This is a genomic window from Roseomonas chloroacetimidivorans (assembly GCF_049629625.1).
GTDB classification, from domain to species: Bacteria; Pseudomonadota; Alphaproteobacteria; order Acetobacterales; family Acetobacteraceae; genus Roseomonas; species Roseomonas chloroacetimidivorans.
Genome location: NZ_JBNBZS010000104.1, coordinates 1 through 15,444, shown reverse-complemented (window position 1 = coordinate 15,444; position 15,444 = coordinate 1). Strand labels below are relative to the sequence as shown.

Below are 15,444 nucleotides of genomic sequence, written 5' to 3'. Positions count from 1 at the left end.
GGCCATCCTGACCGCCACGGCTCGCAAGCTCCTCGTCACGCTCAACGCAATGGTCGCCAGCGAAACAGACTACCGTCTCGACGCCGCAACCTGATTACAGTTGCCGACAAACCCGGGGCGGTTCACACCGCCTGCCGGTCCATCGCTCGGCCAAGGTCCGCGCCTGGCTGGCCGGGCGGGAAGCCGAGATCGAGGTGTTCTACCTGCCCGGCTACAGCCCCGAGCTCAATCCGGACGAGGGGATCAACGGTGACCTGAAGCAGGCGGTCACCCGTCAGGAGCCGGCGCGCAGCAAGGAGCAGCTCAAGCGCGCAGTCATTGGGCACATGCGCAAGCTGTCAAAATCGCCTCACCGCGTCCGCAGCTTCTTCGGGTATAAAACCTTCCGCTACGCCGCGTAGCTCAAGATCACCCAAGCCGGATCAATAAGAGCGACCCAAGACCTACGCCACCACGAGCCCCTCCAACTCCCGGCACAGCGCCCCGAACGCCGGGGCATGCACGTGGCGCGGGCGCGGCAGTTCCACCGGGACGATAGCGCGGATTCGCCCGGGACGCGGGTGGAACACGACGATCCGGTCGGCCAGGATGACGGCCTCATCGATGCTGTGCGTGACGAACAGCACGGTGGTGGCGGTGGTTGCCCAGATCCGCAAGAGCTCGCTCTGCAGATTGGCGCGAGTCTGGGTGTCCAGCGCGCCGAATGGCTCGTCCATGAGCAGCAGCTTCGGCCCGGTAGTCAGCGCACGGGCGATGCCGACGCGCTGCTTCATGCCGCCGGAGAGCTCGTGCGGATAGCGCTTCGCGAAGGGCGCGAGCCCGACCATGTCGAGGAAGCGGGCGGCGGTATCACGCCGTTCGGCGCGGCCGATGCCGCGGGCCTTGAGGTTGAAGGCGACGTTCCGCTCAACCGTCATCCAGGGAAACAGGCCGTGGTCCTGGAAGACAAAGGCGAGGTCGCGGGAGGGGCCGTCGATCTCGCGGCCGTTCACCACGACATCGCCTGTCGTCACGCTCTCCAACCCCGCGATGATCTGCAGCAGCGTCGATTTGCCGCATCCCGAGGCGCCGAGAAGGCAGACGAACTCGCCCGGGGCGCAGGTGAGATCGATCCCGCTGAGGGCCTCCACCTCGCCACCCCGGCCGGAGAAGCGCTTTCCAACGCCGATACACTCCAGAAAGGCGCGGCGCAGGCCCGTTGCGGCGGCCGCCTTCGCCACATCGTCTCCGGTGGCCGCCATCAGACCGGGTCCGCGGTCAATCCGGCCTCCCATGGGCAGAGCACGCCCCGAAGGAGGCGGATGCCCTGGTCGGCCAACAGACCGATGGCCCCAATAACGACGATGCCGGCAATAATGAGGTCGGAGCGGAAGGTCATCTGCGCGTTTAGGATCATGTATCCGAGGCCGGAGCGCACCGCGATCATCTCGGCCGTCACCACGGTGAGCCAGGCGCCGCCGACGGCCAGGCGCAGCCCGGTCAGGATCGCCGGCATCGCGTTCGGCAGCAGCACGTCGCGCAGCACCAGCCCCTCACCGGCGCGGGTGACGCGGGCGACGCGGAGCAGGGTCTGGTCGACGCCGCGCACGCCGAAGATCGTGTTGATGAGAAGCGGCCAGAAGGCGGAGAGAAAGATAAGGATGATCGCCGGCTTGTCGCCGATGCCGAAGAACAGGATGGCGAGTGGGATGAGCGAGATTGGCGGAAAGGAGCGGAACACCTGGATCGACCAGTCGGTCAGCCGGTCCAGCAGGCGGTAGCGCCCGATCAGGAGGCCGAGCGGCACGGCGAAGAGCACGGCGATCCCGACGCCGAGGACGACGCGCGTGATGCTGGCCAGCGCATGCGTACCCAGTTCACCGGGATCGCTGAGGAACACCCGGGCCACGTCGATCGGCGGCGGCAGCAGGATGGTCGGGTAGAGCTCCGCCATTGCTGCTAGCTGCCAGACAGCGAGGACAACGGCGATAGGAAGCAGGCCGAGAAGGCGTCCTTGCAAGTGGACGGCCTCAGAGAAAGCGGGTGTTGATGAAGCTGCTCCACTCCGGCTCGCGCTCCAGCAGGCGGGATTCGACCATCATGCCGGCCAGGTTGTGCAGGCCGGTCTGGAAGGCCTCGCCGGACTCGTAGGAGAAGAACAGGTTGGCGTTCGACTTCTCCGCGACGGGCCGCGGCATGTTGAACTGCCTCATCGTTGTTTGCAGCGCGATGGAGGGATCGTCGATGATACGCTGTGTCGCCTTCTTGTGGGCCTGCACGATCAAGCGGGTGAGGTCAGGCTCCCGCTCGATGAACTTCTGCGAGGCCACGAAGCCCAGATTGGTCTTGCCCATCGGGGTGTCGTAGGGCGTCCACAGCGTGTTGCCCCAGCCATTGACCACGGCCATGGCGGCATAGGGCTCGAAGGCCAGGATCGCGTCCACATCGCCGCGGTAGAGCGGGATCGGCATCTTGTCGTTATCCATGAAGACCAGCTCGGTCATGCCGTCGAGCCCTTCATGCTTCAGCTTCCAGGCTAGCGAGACGAGGCCGATCGAACCCTGCTGCACGGCGATCTTCTTACCGCGCAGCCCGGCAAAGCTCGTGATTTCCTTCTTGGCAACGAGCAGCCAACCCCCATCGCAGCCATTCGCCAGCACGGCCATGGGGAAGCCGCGCGTGGAGACCTGCATGGTCGCGGAAAGGCCGCCATTGCCCACGTCGGTATCGCCGGAGGCCACGGCCTGCATGCGCTGCACGAGGCTGGGGAAGGTCACGACCTCCGCTTCCACCCCATCGGCCTTCAGGATGTCGGGCAGCAAGAAGGCGGCGTTGGTGGTCGTGGTGAAGGCGGAACCGATCTTGATTTTACGCGTCTGGCCGAGTGCCCTGCGGGGCAGTACCGCCGGGGCGGCGAGCAGCGCGGCGGCGAGGAAGGCACGGCGTGAAGTCGGGCGACAGAACGGCATGGAGAACCCTCTGGCTTGGGACACAGCGGTGCGGTGCGTCCGGCCCTTGGAATCTAGCGGGCGGCTCGCCGTTCCATCGAAGCAAAATTGAGGCCAGTGCCGGCCTCCGCTCACCTTTCGGCGCCTGCCCCGTGGCGCCGATGCCTGACCTACCTTACCCTCCGCGCACGGACCGGCCCCAGACCGGCCCGACAGAACCACCTGCACGAGACCGGCCGCCTGCGACACATCGCGGTGCCGGAACGTTGCGATGAAGGATGCGGGAATGCGATTGCTCCTCATCAATCCCAACACCAGCCAATCCGTAACGGATCGCATCGCTGAGGTGGCCCGCGCCGCCGCTGCCCCCGAAAGCACGATTCACGCGGTGACGGCCGCGACCGGATCTCCCTATATCGCCACGCGGGCCGAGGCCGTGCTGGGAGCCGCCTCGGTGCTGGATCTGCTAGCGGCGCATGCGGCGGAGGCCGATGGCGTGATCATCGGCGCCTTCGCCGATCCGGGGCTGGGCGCGGCACGGGAGTTGCTAACAGTCCCCGTGGTCGGCATGGCGGAGGCGTCCATGCTGACCGCATGCATGCTGGGCCGCCGCTTCGCGATCGTGACCTTCTCCACCTCGCTGGAGCCCTGGTACCTGGAATGCGTCGAGTACAATGGTCTCGCCGACCGCTGTGCCGGCGTGTTCTGCCTCGACGAGCCCTTTACCGGGATCGCCGGCGTGGCCGAGGAGAAGGCAGCCCGCTTGGTCGAACTGTGTGGCCGCGCCGTGGCCGCCGGCGCGGATGTCTGCATCCTTGGCGGGGCGCCGCTGGCCGGCCTTGCGGCGCAGGTCGCCGATCAGGTTACGGTCCCGCTGCTGGATGGCGTGACTGCCGCGGTCCGGCAGATCGAGACCCTGGTGTCCCTGCGGCTGCGCAAGGCGACAGCCGGCAGCTTCCGGCGGCCGGCGCAGAAGCCGATGACACGACTCTCCCCAAGTCTTCGCCGGCTTTTCGAAGGGTAGTCTCACCGGCTACTTCATTCCGGTGATGGAGGACACCGGGGCGTGCGGCTCCCGCTCCGGCGAGCGGCCGCAATCCCCCCTACACCAGGAAGGCCCATACCCAGCAGTTGAATTCATCAGGGTGACTGCGTTGCACGCAATAGCTCGAAGGCGCAGTGGGCTCCGGCGGGTTCGGGTTCACGCGATTGTACAGTGACCGGCATGACGTCGCAGCGGCTCGCATGTGATGCGGACGAGCGATGGACGATACGTGCCAATGGTTGGCAGGGGTCAACTGGGCCTCGACCGCACACCAGGTCGGGCTTCTCGATCTCTGGGGTAAACCAGCCGCAGAGCGCGCCTTCGAGCACGGCGGCGGGGAGGCCTTGCAGCCCTTTGTGACTGGTCGGTCGAACGGTCCGGTACTACGCCCAGAAGGATCCCCGTTGCCGCCGAGAAGCTGCATGGCCCGGTGCTCAGGACCATGCTCGATCGCTTCAGTGACCGCCACACCGTCGCGGGCACAAGGACGACAGCGTGACGCCAGGGTCTTGGCTGATGCTCTCAGCACGGATCCGCACTGCTTCCGGCCACTCGAAGCTTCCGCTCACGGAGTTGGCGTCCCTGCGGTCAGCGGCCCTTCTGGATGTAGACCTGTGTCAGGTCCTGGTACCAGCTGCGGGCCTGTTGGAACCCCTTGACCTCGGGCGCCAGCCCGCGCGGGTTCACGTCATGCACCACCCAGAGCCAATAGGCCTCATCGACCACCCGCTCATGAATCTTCGCGACGATCTTGTCGCGCTCCGCCACGTCGAAGGTCCGGGCCGCCTGTTCCATCAGGGGCTGCATTTCCGCATCGCAGACCCCTGCCCAGTTCAGCCCGGCCGGCGGCGCGGCATCACAGCTGAAGTGCCGAAAGAAGGCGTCAAAGGGCGTTGAAGTGCCCATGCTATTGTTCAGCGCATGCACCTCCCGCGCCGAGGGGTCGAGCGGCCCCTTGGAGCGCTGCCCCCGCATCGCGTTCCATTCGACGACGCTGAATCGCAACTCGACGCCTACTGCGGCCAGTTGCTGCTGCACCAGTTCGTTCATCGGCAGAGGCTGCATCTGGCCCGAGCCAGAGGGCGAGATCATGAAAGTGAGGCGCAGCGGCTTCCCCGGTCCATAGCCGGCCTCGGCCAGCAGGCGCTTCGCCTCGTTCGGATCATAGCGGATCTGGAATTTCGGATGGCCAAACCAGGGGCTGCTCTTCAGCACCATGCCATAGGCCGGCTCCGCCATGCCGCCGAGCAGCGCGACCACCTCGTCGCGATCGATCGCCAGGTTGAGGGCACGCCGCACGCGGACATCGGCCAGGGGCGTGTTCTCGCCCGAGACGCGCAGGATGTAGGGCCACACATGCGGGTATGGGTTCGTCCTGATGATGAAACCGCTGGAACGCAGCTGCTCGATCCCGTCCGGCGGCGGCGCCTCGATGAAGTTCACCTGCCCCGACATCAGCGCGGCCATTCGCGTGTTGGCATCCGGCAGCGGCAGCAGGACGAGGCGGTCCAGCTTTGGCCGCCGCTGCACGTCCCAGTATTTCTCGTTCGGCACCATCACCGCGCGCTGGCGCGGCACGATCTCCTGTACCTTGAAGGGTCCCGTGCCGCTGGGCTTCTGGCTGAAAGCGGCCCAGCCGCCAAGCTTCCGCCACTGCTCCGGGCTGGAGATGTGCAGGAACACCACCTGGTCCAGCATCGAGGCATCCGGCGTGTCGCTGCCGATGCCCACGGTGTACTCATCAATGCGCCGCCAGGTCTTCACGCCGGGCATGCGGAAGGAGAGCGTCAGCCGCTGCTGCGGATCGTATTGGGGCGCATCCGTCTTCAGGATCTTCTCGATATTCCAGATCACGGCATCCGCGTTGAAGGCCGATCCGTCATGGAAGGTGACATCGCGCCGCAGCTCGAAGATCCACTCCTTCTCGTTCTCAGGGTTTGGATAAAATTTCTGCGCCAGGGCCGGGACGATGTCCGGGATCGTCTGCTCCTGATTCAGATTCCAGTAGACGAGGGAGTCGTAGATGGTGAAGCCCATCCAGCGGATGCCCTCGCCACCCTGATCGGGTGCCCCACGGGCGGTGGGGACATCGGCCGCCGTCATGCCAATGCGCAACTCGCCGCCGCGTGGTTCGGCGGCCTCGGCATCGGGCATGGGCAGCGTGGCTGCGGCCGCCAGCCCGAGGGCGGCGCGCCGGCTGATTGGAAAGAATGCCATGGCTCAGGCCACCCCCGCCTTGAGGAACTGGAACACGTTGGCCGGCTCATCGGAGAAGTTGTCCGGGCGCTGCATCCGCTCCAGCATCGCGCGCATATAAGGGACGGCGGAGAAGAAGTGCTGCATGTTGCGCTCATTCAGCCGGGTGATCCCGGCGGCGCGGCAGAGTACTACCATCTCGTCCTGCTCGGCCTGGTTCAAGGTGACCGGTTCCGGATCGGGCACCGGGGGCAGTGCCGTGCTGAAGGAGGCCTTCGGGTCCAGCTTCGGCCGGGTATCGCGCCAGGGGGTCGCACGCTCATAGGCATCGGCGACGCGCAGGACGGTCTCCTCGTCGAAGGGGCGCCCGACGACCTGCATGGAGATCGGCAACCCACCCTCGAACCCGATGCATTGCACGAGCGCGGGGCCGCCCGAGACATTGAAGGCGGTGGTAAGGGAGGAATGGCTCTGCCAGAACCTGATGGGCTTCCAGGCGTCCAGGCGCGGCGCCAGGCTCGGGCCGGCCGTGATCAGCACGTCGTATTTCGCGTAAACAGCCTCGAACTCCGCAAGCATGATGCGGCGCAAACGCTGCCCCTGCGCGTAATCCGTGCCGCGGATCATCACCGCCGGAGTGATGCGCGCAAGAAAGTCCTCGCCGAAGTCATTGGGGCGCTCACGCAGGTGCTTTTCGTGCACCGCGAAGATCTCGCTTTCTGCCACGACCACCTTCACGTCGAAATATTCTCTGGCGGGGCGGATGCGGACATCCTCCAGCACGGCGCCAAGCTTGCGCAGCGTGTCATAGGCCGCTTCCAGCGCGGGCTTCACGGCCGGCGGGGTCTTGGCATCCTCCTCGTAGAAATGCCGGAGGACACCGATGCGCAGGCCCTTGACGTCGCCGTTCAAGGCCGCCGTGTAATCGGGCACGGAGCGGTCGGTGCTGCCGGGGTCGCGCGGGTCGTAGCCTGCCATGCCTTGAAGGATCATGGCGCAATCCCGCACCGTCCAGGTCAGCGGCCCCGCGTGATCGTAGCTGTAGGAGTTGGGCATCACGCCGCTGCGGCTGACCAGCCCATAGGTGGGCTTCAGCCCGACCAGCCCGCAAAGCGCCGCCGGGTTCCGGATGGAGCCGCCCGTGTCCGTGCCGAAGGCCGCCGGCATGAAGCCCGCCGCCACCGCGGCACCGGAGCCGGACGAGGACCCACCGGTGAAATGATCCCGGTTCCACGGATTGCGGGCCGGTGGCCAGGCCAGGTCGAAAGAGGGCCCGCCATGTGCCCCCTCATGCGTGGAGAGCTTGCCCAGCAGCACCGCGCCACCCTGCCGCAGCCTGGCGACCGATGTCGCGTCCTCGGCCGCCATACTGTCCGCATAGATGCGGGACTGGCCGGTGGTGGGCATGCCGGCGGCGGCGAAGACGTCCTTCACGCCGAAAGGGATGCCGTGCAGCGGCCCCTTCGGCCCGCCCTGCATGATCTCGTCCTCGGCGGCCTTCGCCTGCTCCATCGCCAGGCCGAAGGCCGGGCGAAGATAGGCGTTGAGTTGCGCGTCGAGTGCCTCGGCCCGGGCGATCAGAGCCTTCGTCAGCTCGATCGGCGACAGCTTGCGTTGGGCAATGAGCGTCGATGCCTCCGATACGGTCATGAAGGCCAGATAGGTCTCGGGCGGGGTCGTAAGGTCGGGCAAGGGTCAACTCCTGTGCGGGAACGGGAAGTTCGAGTGCCCTGAACGTGGCTCGGCGCGGCGAAGGCCTCGTGGCCAGCTAAGCCCGCCGGGTGTCTCCGGCGGTGGACTGGTGCCACGACCTTGCACCTAACCATGAGGGGCACCCGGAAACGGACCAGCGCAGCTCGGTTCGAACGGACCGGCATGGGGCTGCGGTCCCGCCCACGGGGCGGCGGAACACCGATCTGCATCGTCCGGAGCCTTCCGCGAGAGGGGGATCGGACCGAGGGGCCGAAAACACGTAGAGAACGTTGAGCAAGACACGTGCCAGCAGTGGCGGACAAGATAGCTTGCGATGCCATGCCTGATCGCGTCCGCAGCGGTCAGAGCACGTCGAGCTTCTGCACCTCGGCGCGGACCATCTGCTTCATATAGCGCTTCAGCGCCGTGAAGGCCGGGTTGCTACGGTGGCGCGGACGAGGCAGGTCGAGGCCAATGACCTCCGTGATCGAGCTGGGCCGCGTCGCAATCACCACGATCCGATAGGCCAGGAAGATGCTCCCGGAAATGCTGTGTATGGCGAAAACCACGATCTGCGGTGCTGCTCCCAGAGCTCAGCAACTTCTCCTGGAGCACCTCTCGGGTCTGGACGTCCAGCGCGCCGAAGGCCTCGTTCATCAGCAGCACGGACGGCATCCCGCCAGCGTGGCCCAGCCATCTCACTCCGACCAGGGCCGGAGAACGTGACAGTGCCCGTCATACCACCGAGGTGGTCATCGCCACGAGTGGCCTGAACCGGGTGTTGGACCTGGGACGCGCAGAGTACCTCCGCATTGCATGAGCCTGGATGAGGTAGGGCGTCATACGATCGCACCTTCGATCCATGCACCACAGTGGTGCGGCGGTGGATGACGGAGGGCGCCGCTGGGCCGACCTCGCCTCCCTCGTGGAAACGTGCAAGCTGAAGGGCGTCGACCCGCAGCGCTATCTCATCGACCTGCTGACCCGCCTCGTCGAGGGCTGGCCCAACAGCCGCATCGATCAGCTCATGCCCTGGCACTGGGCCAAGGCGAAAACGGGCTGATCGTCAGCCGCGCCCGGCAAGGGTCTGTAGTCCTCGCTTACCATTATCGAGTGGGAAGAGGCTGCTCGATCTAATGGCGTTATCTCGCCATTTTCGTAGCTACGAGATTGACAGGTCTACTTGCTGTAGCTACAAAATCCTATGGAGATCACCTTCGACCCCGCGAAGCGAGACAGGACGCTCCAGGAGCGTGGTCTCGACTTCAGCGATGCGGCCGAGGTGTTCAGGGGCATCACCGCTACGGCGCCGGACGAGCGGCACGAATACGGTGAGCCCCGCTTCATCACCGCAGGCTACCTGCGCGGTCGCTTTGTGGTGCTGGTGTGGACCCCGCGCGGCACGGCCCGCCGCATCATCTCCATGAGGTATGGACATGCCGACGAGGAACGAAACTGGCTGGGTTGACCCCGACGACGCGCCGCCCCTGACGCGCGAGTTCTTCGAGCGCGCAGAGATCCGGCACGGGGATACGATGATCCGGCGCGGCCGGCCGCCTTCTGCGGCGCCGAAGAAGCTCGTCTCCGTCCGCCTGGATGCGGACCTGCTGGACCGTCTGCGGGCATCGGGGCCGGGGTGGCAAAGCCGCCTGAATGAGGCAGTGCGCGCCTGGCTAGACCGGTGAGCACGCTCTGGGCGAGGGGCGAAGTGACTTCTCGCCCAGTCCTGACGGGATAGATTGAAGGAGACGCGCTATGAAGATCGCCCACAAGGCCAGTCGCGACATGCAGGCGGTCGAGACCGTGCAGCAGGCTGCTCGTGCGCTGAACGAGGCCATTCAAGCCGCCTTAGGCCTTGGTCTCCTTGTAGGCATCAAAGTTCACGAAGACGAGGTCCAGAACGCCGACCAGTGTAATCCCCTTGTGCCTCCCAGCGTCGAGGTGGTGGTGGACAAGCCCTAACCTCGACCACCTACCTGCGGGGGTGGATGGAACGACGGGCGGCGGCTTCTGGGTGGCAACTCGGTCCGGCACCGATCAGAGATGCACGACCGCCATTGTGCGCCGCACAATTGTATTGCGTGAGGGAGACGAACTGCCAACAGTGTCCAACGCAGCAACCCGGAGTTGCCGGGTTGCTGCATCTTGGACGTTTCCTCCCTAAACTCGGCGGCGGCTTCGGCTGCCGTCTTTTTTCCTAGGTTGGCAAAGCTAGCTGGCGAACTCGGAGTTCGAGGGCAGCGAGATAAGCGTCGGGATCACGACGGAACCGGGTGCGCAGGGTCCGCGCCTGACGCCGTCGGTCCAGCCGCCGGCGGAGTTCGCCCCATTGCTGCCGGTTGACGCATCCCAGGTCCCGGGCGGCAGGCGGGCACAGCCGGGTCGCGGAGGCAGCGATCAGGCGCACCTCGCCGCGCAGCACGGCCGCTGGCGAGGCTGCCTTGCGCCCTTTGGCCCGCCGCTCGTGGTAGCGCTGGGAACCGAAGATCTGCTCGAGATCGTTGTTGGTTCGCGGCAGGCCCGGCACGGCGCAGCAGTGGAACAAGCCGGGGCGATAGCTGCGGAAGACCTTGACGAAATGCTCGATCGCGGGGGCCAGGCTGCCGGCGTGGTGGCGATGCCGGCCGATGGCGGCCACCAGCCCGTCGAACCGGCGCCGCACGCGCGCCTCGCCCTCGCCCGCAGCGTTGCCCAGCACCCGAGCGGCCGCATGCACCCAGCTGTATGCACGCTCGATGTCGGGCCAGAGCGAGGCCGTGCCCTCCAAGCCGCGGCCAATCAGTCGGCGCAGTCGCGCGAGCGGCGCCGGGATGACCTCGCCCCCTTTTCCAGCACCCGATCCAGGCTGCCCGCCACTGCCTCCAGGCGCCCCTTCAGCTTCAGGCCGGGGGCCGCGAGCGGGGTGCGCCCGTCATCGGTGATGGCGCTGCGCACCGCGGCACAGTAGCCGCGCACCACCTCCGAACCGGCATCGTTGCGCCCTTCCACCGCGCGCTCGATCGGGCGGACGCCGCGGACCTGCTTCTTGAGTTCCTTCTTGGCGTGCCGATCCGCCTCGTAGACCGGGTTCGCCGCTTCGCGCAGGAAGTGGAACTGGCAGAGTTGGTGCGGCACTCCGGGCAGCGCCTGGGCGACCGCGCGGCGGATCGAGGTCTGCCCGTCGCTGATCACCCCCTCCACCGGCACTCCGATCGCGTCTGCCGCCTCCCGCAGCCGGGGGGCCAGGTCCTCGGCCGTGCCCGACAGCAGGCTGCGCGCCAGCACCACCTCGCCCGATAGGCATTCGCGCACCACCCACAGCACCTCATGCCCCACGTCGGGCTGCAGGCCGTCCAGCGCCAGGATGGCCCGGCCCTGCTCGCCCAGCACGCGCCGCAGCCGCAGCCGCGAGGCATCGGTCAGGGCAGTGGCCAGCAACTCGTCGTAGCGGTCCAGCAGATTGGTCACGCTGCGCTCGGCAATCTCCACCCCGCCGCCGCGCAGCACAGCGTGGATCTCCGGCACGGAGCGATGGTCCCGGTGCCGCAGCAGGCCCACCAGCGCCACCAAATCCAGGCCAAACTCATGCTGCGGCAGGGCAAGTACCCCCTCCGCCTCCGGCCGATACGGACGGTGGTGACGGACGCAGCCCACCACCTCGTAGCGCCGGATCTTCAGCCGCAGTCGCACCGCGCCGCTCAGAGTTGCCAGGGTGCGGCGGTTCTCGTAGCGGATGCGCATCGTGCCCCCGCAGGCCGGGCACAGCCGCCGTGCCGGAACCAGAACACGCTCGCGCTCGGGCCGCCCCCGAGCCAACAGCCTGCCCATCGTCCATCCTCTTAGCTGCTCGCGCCGCAGCAGGGATCAGGTCATCAGACAGCTAGCTTTGCCAACCTAGTTTTTTTGTGTGACTGGTCGATCCGCTTCAGCATGCTCCAGATCGTCATCAGCGATACCGGCGCCACGCCGCGCTCGATCAGGGCCGCCCGGATCTCCGCCAGGGTGGTCCCCTTGCGGCTGGCCGTCAGCTCGCGGAGGAACTCTTCCTGCCCGGCCAGTAGGGGCTTGCGGTAACCGCCGATCCTGGCCGGGGCCGTAGGCGTAAACAGCCTTCCCTCAGAGCAGTCTTTCTGCTGGACATACAACTGAAGGTTGTTGCACTCCGTGCAGTCTTGAGAGGGAAGGCTGACATGGAACGGCGACGCGCAGCTCGACTCAACATGCTCAAAGCGACGCAAATTGTCTTTGGTGACAGGTCCCTGGACTGCGCGCTCACGAATCTTTCGCTAACTGGCGCTGGGGTACGTCTTTTTACCTCCTCAGATGTCCCGGAGCGGGTGATCCTGCGGCTTCCAAAAGGGCAGGTCCGTGTGGCGCAGCGCTGCTGGCAGCGGGACCATGAGATCGGGTTCGAGTTTCTGAGCCGACGCAAGGCGCTTACGATCGTGCGCTGACTTGGGCCGATCAGGGGAGATTGGCTGCCACAGCCTCTCTGCGGTCCGCGACGAGGCCTTGTCCGGCCGCGGGCACAAAGCGCTTAGTGGCTGGCCAGCTGATACCCGGACCAGCGTTGCTCCAGCTCCGCCGGCTTTTGTTTCCCGGCCGAGAACATCGGCCGCGCGGTGTGGTCGACCTCCGCTTCCCGCTGAACCTGCGCATGCTGGAGGAGATGCCGGCCTTGCCTGGCATCGCGGTCAGCCACGAGAGGATGGAGCCGCAAGTTCGGCCACACCTTCGCCTGCCAGATCCGCCGACGACGACCGCAGGCCGTGACAAGGGGCACCTCGATGAGGTCACGCTCAAGGTCGGCGGCACAACGCCCTGGACCTGGCGAACGGTCGATGAGACCGGAATGGTGGTTCAGCATCATGCAGGCCCAGGCTGAAGCAGGGACACAGCCATAGGGCGTATCGGATTTCTCGGCCGAATAGCGGAAGCCTCGCGGAAGGTGGGGAGAGCCAGGCTCCCTCGGCCCAGCTGCGCCTGCGAGCCTGACAACGCACCAGCTCCTCACGACATCTCTCGACGGAGCCCACCGGAAACCCGCCTGTGCCTCGTCATCACAAAGACGCGACACGAGGCCGTAGGCAATCACATTTACACGGATTTACGTAACAATTCCTAAAACTTACGGTTGCGCAGCTCAGAAAAACTGCAATCAGCGTGGTTAATCACGCAAATGTGATAATGCCATTGCGGATGGCCCGACCGGCTGATACCTACCGTCTCAGACGAGGGGATCGGACCTCCTCAAGTTGTCCAGCCGGACCAACACCGAACCGACAGAACAAAACACCGGACTTCAAGTCAAAGACCTGACCAAGACTCTGGTCACGAGCCTCTTCGACTGCGGGATCCCCATCCCGCGGCCCTCAACAACTGCGGCCTCGCCGCGAGCACTGGAAACGGATTGATCATGTCTGATCAGGTTCACGGCTTCGCAGCGATGAACGGCGGGACCACGGGCGGAGCCGGTGGCGCAACAGTAACTGTCACGACCGGAAAGGAACTGCTGGCCGCCGTCAAGCAGGCCGCGGACGCGCCCCTGACCATCATCGTCCAGGGCGAGATCACCGCCGCCAATACGGGCGCTGACAAGCTGGTGCTCAATGACGTCCATAATCTCTCGATCATCGGTGCCGGGGATGGTGGCGAACTCGACGGTATCGGCTTCCAGGTAAAGGGCGCCTCCTCCAACCTGATCTTCCAGAACCTGGTGATCCACGACGTTCATGGCGGGGAGGGCGACGCGCTCGGCATCGAGGGTGGCTCCCACAACATCTGGATCGACCACAACGAGTTCTACGACAGCACGGACATGGGCAAGGACTACTACGACGGCCTGGTCGACATGAAAAAGGGCGTGGAATACGTCACCGTCTCCAACAACTACTTCCACGATCACCATAAGGTCTCGCTGAACGGCTATACCGACGGCGATGCCGGCGCCCGCTACACCACCTTTGACCACAACCTGTTCGAGAACATCGGTTCCCGCGCCCCGCTGGTCCGCGACGGCGAGGTGCATGTCTATGACAACTACTACAAGGATGTGTCGGAATCGGCCGTGAACCTGCGCATGGGCGCTGAGGGGCAGGTCGAGAACAACGTCTTCGAGAATGTGCGCGACCCGATCGTGAGCGTCGACAGCCCCGAGATCGGCTACTGGAACCTCAGCGGCAACGAGTTCGACAACGTCGAATGGAGCAAGATGGACAAGGGCGAGGCCAATGCGGCCGACGGCAAGTCCACGACCGACTACACGGTGCCCTACGCCTACACTCTCGACGCTACCTCGACCGTGAAGGCCTATGTCACGGCCAATGCCGGCGTGGGCAAACTCAACCTGGCGGAGGATGTCTCCGGCGATAGCGCTTCGGTCCCCGCCAACTCGAGCACGGCCCCGCAGGACAGCACCGCACCGCAGGTCACTGCTCCGGAGGTCACCGCTCCCGAGATCGCCGCTCCGGACACGACTGCTCGAGGCAGCGATGAATCCACCGCCTTGCCCGCCCCGATCGAGACGGCGCCCCCCTCCAGCTCGGCTCCGGCTGACAGCATCACCTCGATCACCGGAACCGGCGCGGCGGATCACCTGAAGGGCACGACCGGTGCTGACACCATCGACGGCGCCTCCGGCAATGACACCATCCTGGGCGGCAACGGCGACGACCACCTGATCGGCGGCAGCGGTAATGACAGCCTCGACGGCGGCAACGGCAATGACTTCCTCGAGGGCGGCAACGCCAACGACACGCTCGACGGCGGGGCCGGGGACGACCGGCTGGATGGCGGGGCCAGCGCCGACACGCTCCTGGGCGGCAACGGCAACGACACTCTGATCGGCGGAGACGGCAATGACAGCCTCTCCGGCGGCGCGGACAACGACAACCTCGATGGCGGGGCAGGCAACGACACGCTCAGCGGCGGCTCGGGAGACGACATCCTGGCCGGCAGCGCGGGCAGGGACACGCTCACCGGCAGCTCCGGCGACGATCACCTGATCGGCGGGCTGGACAGCGACACCCTGTCGGGCGGTTCGGGGAACGACAGCTTCGTCTTCTCCCAGCTCCTCGACTCCAAAGTGGGAAGCGGACACGACGTCATCCTCGACTTCGGCCATGGCGACGTGATCGACCTCTCCCTGATCGACGCCATGCCGAATACCAGCGGCGACGATGCCTTCTCCTTCATCGGCGACCATGCCTTCACCAGGCAGGCCGGCGAACTGCATGTAATCCAGTCCGGCGCCAACACGCTGGTCGAGGCCGATCTGACCGGCGACGGCAAGGCCGACTTCCAGATCGAGCTATCCGGCCACCACGCCATGGCCGCCTCCGACTTCATCTTCTAAGCACCGCTCTACACACCAGCACCACTGGCCCCGGCTCCTTATGTGGACGGCCCAGGCCTGGCAACGAGCATCTGCTCTCTGCGGCATTATGATCCGGGATGTTGCAGGGCAAGGTGCTGTCGCTGTCCTGGTCACACGCCGACCGGCGCGCGAACATGTTTCGCCATACAAGACCTGTTCCTCGCAAGTGCTGCCGAAAGGCTCGTGTTGGTGAAAGATCCGGTCAGGTGCGCCCTTATGTCCGGCCTGTC

15 protein-coding genes and 2 pseudogenes are annotated in these 15,444 nt (G+C 65.9%); 8 read left to right on the top strand and 9 right to left on the bottom strand.

The features are described from left to right. Nucleotides 1–131: 131 nt before the first annotated feature. Nucleotides 132–401 carry a transposase gene (locus ACO1BU_RS32325; RefSeq protein ID WP_424140055.1) on the top strand — a complete coding sequence of 90 codons (270 nt, stop codon included), beginning with the start codon at nucleotides 132–134 and terminating at the stop codon, nucleotides 399–401. A gap of 42 nt (nucleotides 402–443) precedes the next feature. On the opposite strand, the gene ACO1BU_RS32320 is transcribed toward ACO1BU_RS32325, so the two are convergent. Genes ACO1BU_RS32320 through ACO1BU_RS32310 form a run of 3 tightly spaced genes read right to left on the bottom strand, consistent with a single transcriptional unit; the run spans nucleotide 444 to nucleotide 2,948 of the window. Further along, nucleotides 444–1,241 carry an ABC transporter ATP-binding protein gene (locus ACO1BU_RS32320; RefSeq protein WP_424140054.1) on the bottom strand — a complete coding sequence of 266 codons (798 nt, stop codon included), beginning with the start codon at nucleotides 1,239–1,241 and terminating at the stop codon, nucleotides 444–446. Further along, nucleotides 1,241–1,999: an ABC transporter permease gene (locus ACO1BU_RS32315; RefSeq protein ID WP_424140053.1), complete on the bottom strand. Its 759-nt coding sequence runs from the start codon at nucleotides 1,997–1,999 to the stop codon at nucleotides 1,241–1,243. The genes ACO1BU_RS32320 and ACO1BU_RS32315 overlap by 1 nt, the downstream gene beginning before the upstream one ends. Before the next feature lie 10 nt (nucleotides 2,000–2,009). Next, nucleotides 2,010–2,948: an ABC transporter substrate-binding protein gene (locus ACO1BU_RS32310; protein ID WP_424140052.1), complete on the bottom strand. Its 939-nt coding sequence runs from the start codon at nucleotides 2,946–2,948 to the stop codon at nucleotides 2,010–2,012. A gap of 265 nt (nucleotides 2,949–3,213) precedes the next feature. On the opposite strand from ACO1BU_RS32310, the gene ACO1BU_RS32305 reads away from it, so the two are divergent. After that, entirely contained in the window at nucleotides 3,214–3,951 is a 738-nt protein-coding gene (locus ACO1BU_RS32305) for an aspartate/glutamate racemase family protein (protein WP_424140051.1), read from the top strand. Nucleotides 3,952–4,560: 609 nt separating this feature from the next. Here the strand turns inward: ACO1BU_RS32305 and ACO1BU_RS32300 are convergent. From ACO1BU_RS32300 to ACO1BU_RS32290, 3 genes are all read right to left on the bottom strand, one after another. Continuing rightward, nucleotides 4,561–6,189, bottom strand: coding sequence for an ABC transporter substrate-binding protein (locus tag ACO1BU_RS32300; protein ID WP_424140050.1), 1,629 nt, complete (start codon nucleotides 6,187–6,189; stop codon nucleotides 4,561–4,563). Nucleotides 6,190–6,192: 3 nt separating this feature from the next. After that, entirely contained in the window at nucleotides 6,193–7,860 is a 1,668-nt protein-coding gene (locus tag ACO1BU_RS32295; protein ID WP_424140049.1) for an amidase, read from the bottom strand. A gap of 362 nt (nucleotides 7,861–8,222) precedes the next feature. Continuing rightward, nucleotides 8,223–8,429, bottom strand: coding sequence for a hypothetical protein (locus ACO1BU_RS32290; protein WP_424140048.1), 207 nt, complete (start codon nucleotides 8,427–8,429; stop codon nucleotides 8,223–8,225). 308 nt (nucleotides 8,430–8,737) lie between these two features. Between ACO1BU_RS32290 and ACO1BU_RS32285 the strand changes: the two are divergent. From ACO1BU_RS32285 to ACO1BU_RS32270, 4 genes and pseudogenes are all read left to right on the top strand, one after another. After that, nucleotides 8,738–8,923: pseudogene (locus tag ACO1BU_RS32285) on the top strand (transposase domain-containing protein); the annotation flags it as partial. Between the two features lie 141 nt (nucleotides 8,924–9,064). Next, nucleotides 9,065–9,328 carry a BrnT family toxin gene (locus tag ACO1BU_RS32280; protein ID WP_424140047.1) on the top strand — a complete coding sequence of 88 codons (264 nt, stop codon included), beginning with the start codon at nucleotides 9,065–9,067 and terminating at the stop codon, nucleotides 9,326–9,328. Continuing rightward, nucleotides 9,297–9,545 (top strand): BrnA antitoxin family protein, encoded by a 249-nt coding sequence (locus ACO1BU_RS32275; RefSeq protein ID WP_424140046.1) that lies wholly within the window; start codon nucleotides 9,297–9,299, stop codon nucleotides 9,543–9,545. Before ACO1BU_RS32280 ends, ACO1BU_RS32275 begins: the two co-directional genes overlap by 32 nt. Nucleotides 9,546–9,615: 70 nt before the next feature. Then, on the top strand, nucleotides 9,616–9,822 hold the full coding sequence (locus ACO1BU_RS32270; protein WP_424140045.1) for a hypothetical protein: 207 nt from the start codon (nucleotides 9,616–9,618) through the stop codon (nucleotides 9,820–9,822). A 235-nt stretch (nucleotides 9,823–10,057) separates the two neighbouring features. Here the strand turns inward: ACO1BU_RS32270 and ACO1BU_RS32265 are convergent. Both ACO1BU_RS32265 and ACO1BU_RS32260 read right to left on the bottom strand, forming a co-directional pair. Then, nucleotides 10,058–11,580 (bottom strand): annotated as a pseudogene (locus ACO1BU_RS32265) (ISNCY family transposase). 131 nt (nucleotides 11,581–11,711) lie between these two features. Further along, nucleotides 11,712–12,077, bottom strand: a complete 366-nt coding sequence (locus ACO1BU_RS32260) for a COG3415 family protein (protein WP_424140056.1) — start codon at nucleotides 12,075–12,077, stop codon at nucleotides 11,712–11,714. On the opposite strand from ACO1BU_RS32260, the gene ACO1BU_RS32255 reads away from it, so the two are divergent. Then, the gene (locus tag ACO1BU_RS32255; RefSeq protein ID WP_424140044.1) at nucleotides 12,030–12,293 is read left to right on the top strand and encodes a PilZ domain-containing protein; all 264 of its coding nucleotides are present in this window, start codon (nucleotides 12,030–12,032) and stop codon (nucleotides 12,291–12,293) included. The two genes, ACO1BU_RS32260 and ACO1BU_RS32255, sit on opposite strands and share 48 nt — an antisense overlap. Before the next feature lie 83 nt (nucleotides 12,294–12,376). Here ACO1BU_RS32255 and ACO1BU_RS32250 read toward each other — a convergent pair whose 3' ends face one another. Continuing rightward, nucleotides 12,377–12,709 carry a hypothetical protein gene (locus ACO1BU_RS32250; protein WP_424140043.1) on the bottom strand — a complete coding sequence of 111 codons (333 nt, stop codon included), beginning with the start codon at nucleotides 12,707–12,709 and terminating at the stop codon, nucleotides 12,377–12,379. 546 nt (nucleotides 12,710–13,255) lie between these two features. Here ACO1BU_RS32250 and ACO1BU_RS32245 point away from each other — a divergent pair. After that, entirely contained in the window at nucleotides 13,256–15,193 is a 1,938-nt protein-coding gene (locus ACO1BU_RS32245; RefSeq protein WP_424140042.1) for a pectate lyase family protein, read from the top strand. Nucleotides 15,194–15,444: the final 251 nt, after the last annotated feature.

Excerpts from the sequence above, each read along its gene's own strand:
- ACO1BU_RS32320 (WP_424140054.1), bottom strand. The coding sequence starts at position 1,241 with ATGGCGGCCACCGGAGACGATGTGGCGAAGGCGGCCGCCGCAACGGGC.
- ACO1BU_RS32310 (WP_424140052.1), bottom strand. The coding sequence starts at position 2,948 with ATGCCGTTCTGTCGCCCGACTTCACGCCGTGCCTTCCTCGCCGCCGCG.
- ACO1BU_RS32280 (WP_424140047.1), top strand. The coding sequence starts at position 9,065 with ATGGAGATCACCTTCGACCCCGCGAAGCGAGACAGGACGCTCCAGGAG.
- ACO1BU_RS32245 (WP_424140042.1), top strand. The coding sequence starts at position 13,256 with ATGTCTGATCAGGTTCACGGCTTCGCAGCGATGAACGGCGGGACCACG.
- ACO1BU_RS32300 (WP_424140050.1), bottom strand. The coding sequence starts at position 6,189 with ATGGCATTCTTTCCAATCAGCCGGCGCGCCGCCCTCGGGCTGGCGGCC.
- ACO1BU_RS32270 (WP_424140045.1), top strand. The coding sequence starts at position 9,616 with ATGAAGATCGCCCACAAGGCCAGTCGCGACATGCAGGCGGTCGAGACC.
- ACO1BU_RS32305 (WP_424140051.1), top strand. The coding sequence starts at position 3,214 with ATGCGATTGCTCCTCATCAATCCCAACACCAGCCAATCCGTAACGGAT.
- ACO1BU_RS32275 (WP_424140046.1), top strand. The coding sequence starts at position 9,297 with ATGCCGACGAGGAACGAAACTGGCTGGGTTGACCCCGACGACGCGCCG.
- ACO1BU_RS32255 (WP_424140044.1), top strand. The coding sequence starts at position 12,030 with ATGGAACGGCGACGCGCAGCTCGACTCAACATGCTCAAAGCGACGCAA.
- ACO1BU_RS32250 (WP_424140043.1), bottom strand. The coding sequence starts at position 12,709 with ATGATGCTGAACCACCATTCCGGTCTCATCGACCGTTCGCCAGGTCCA.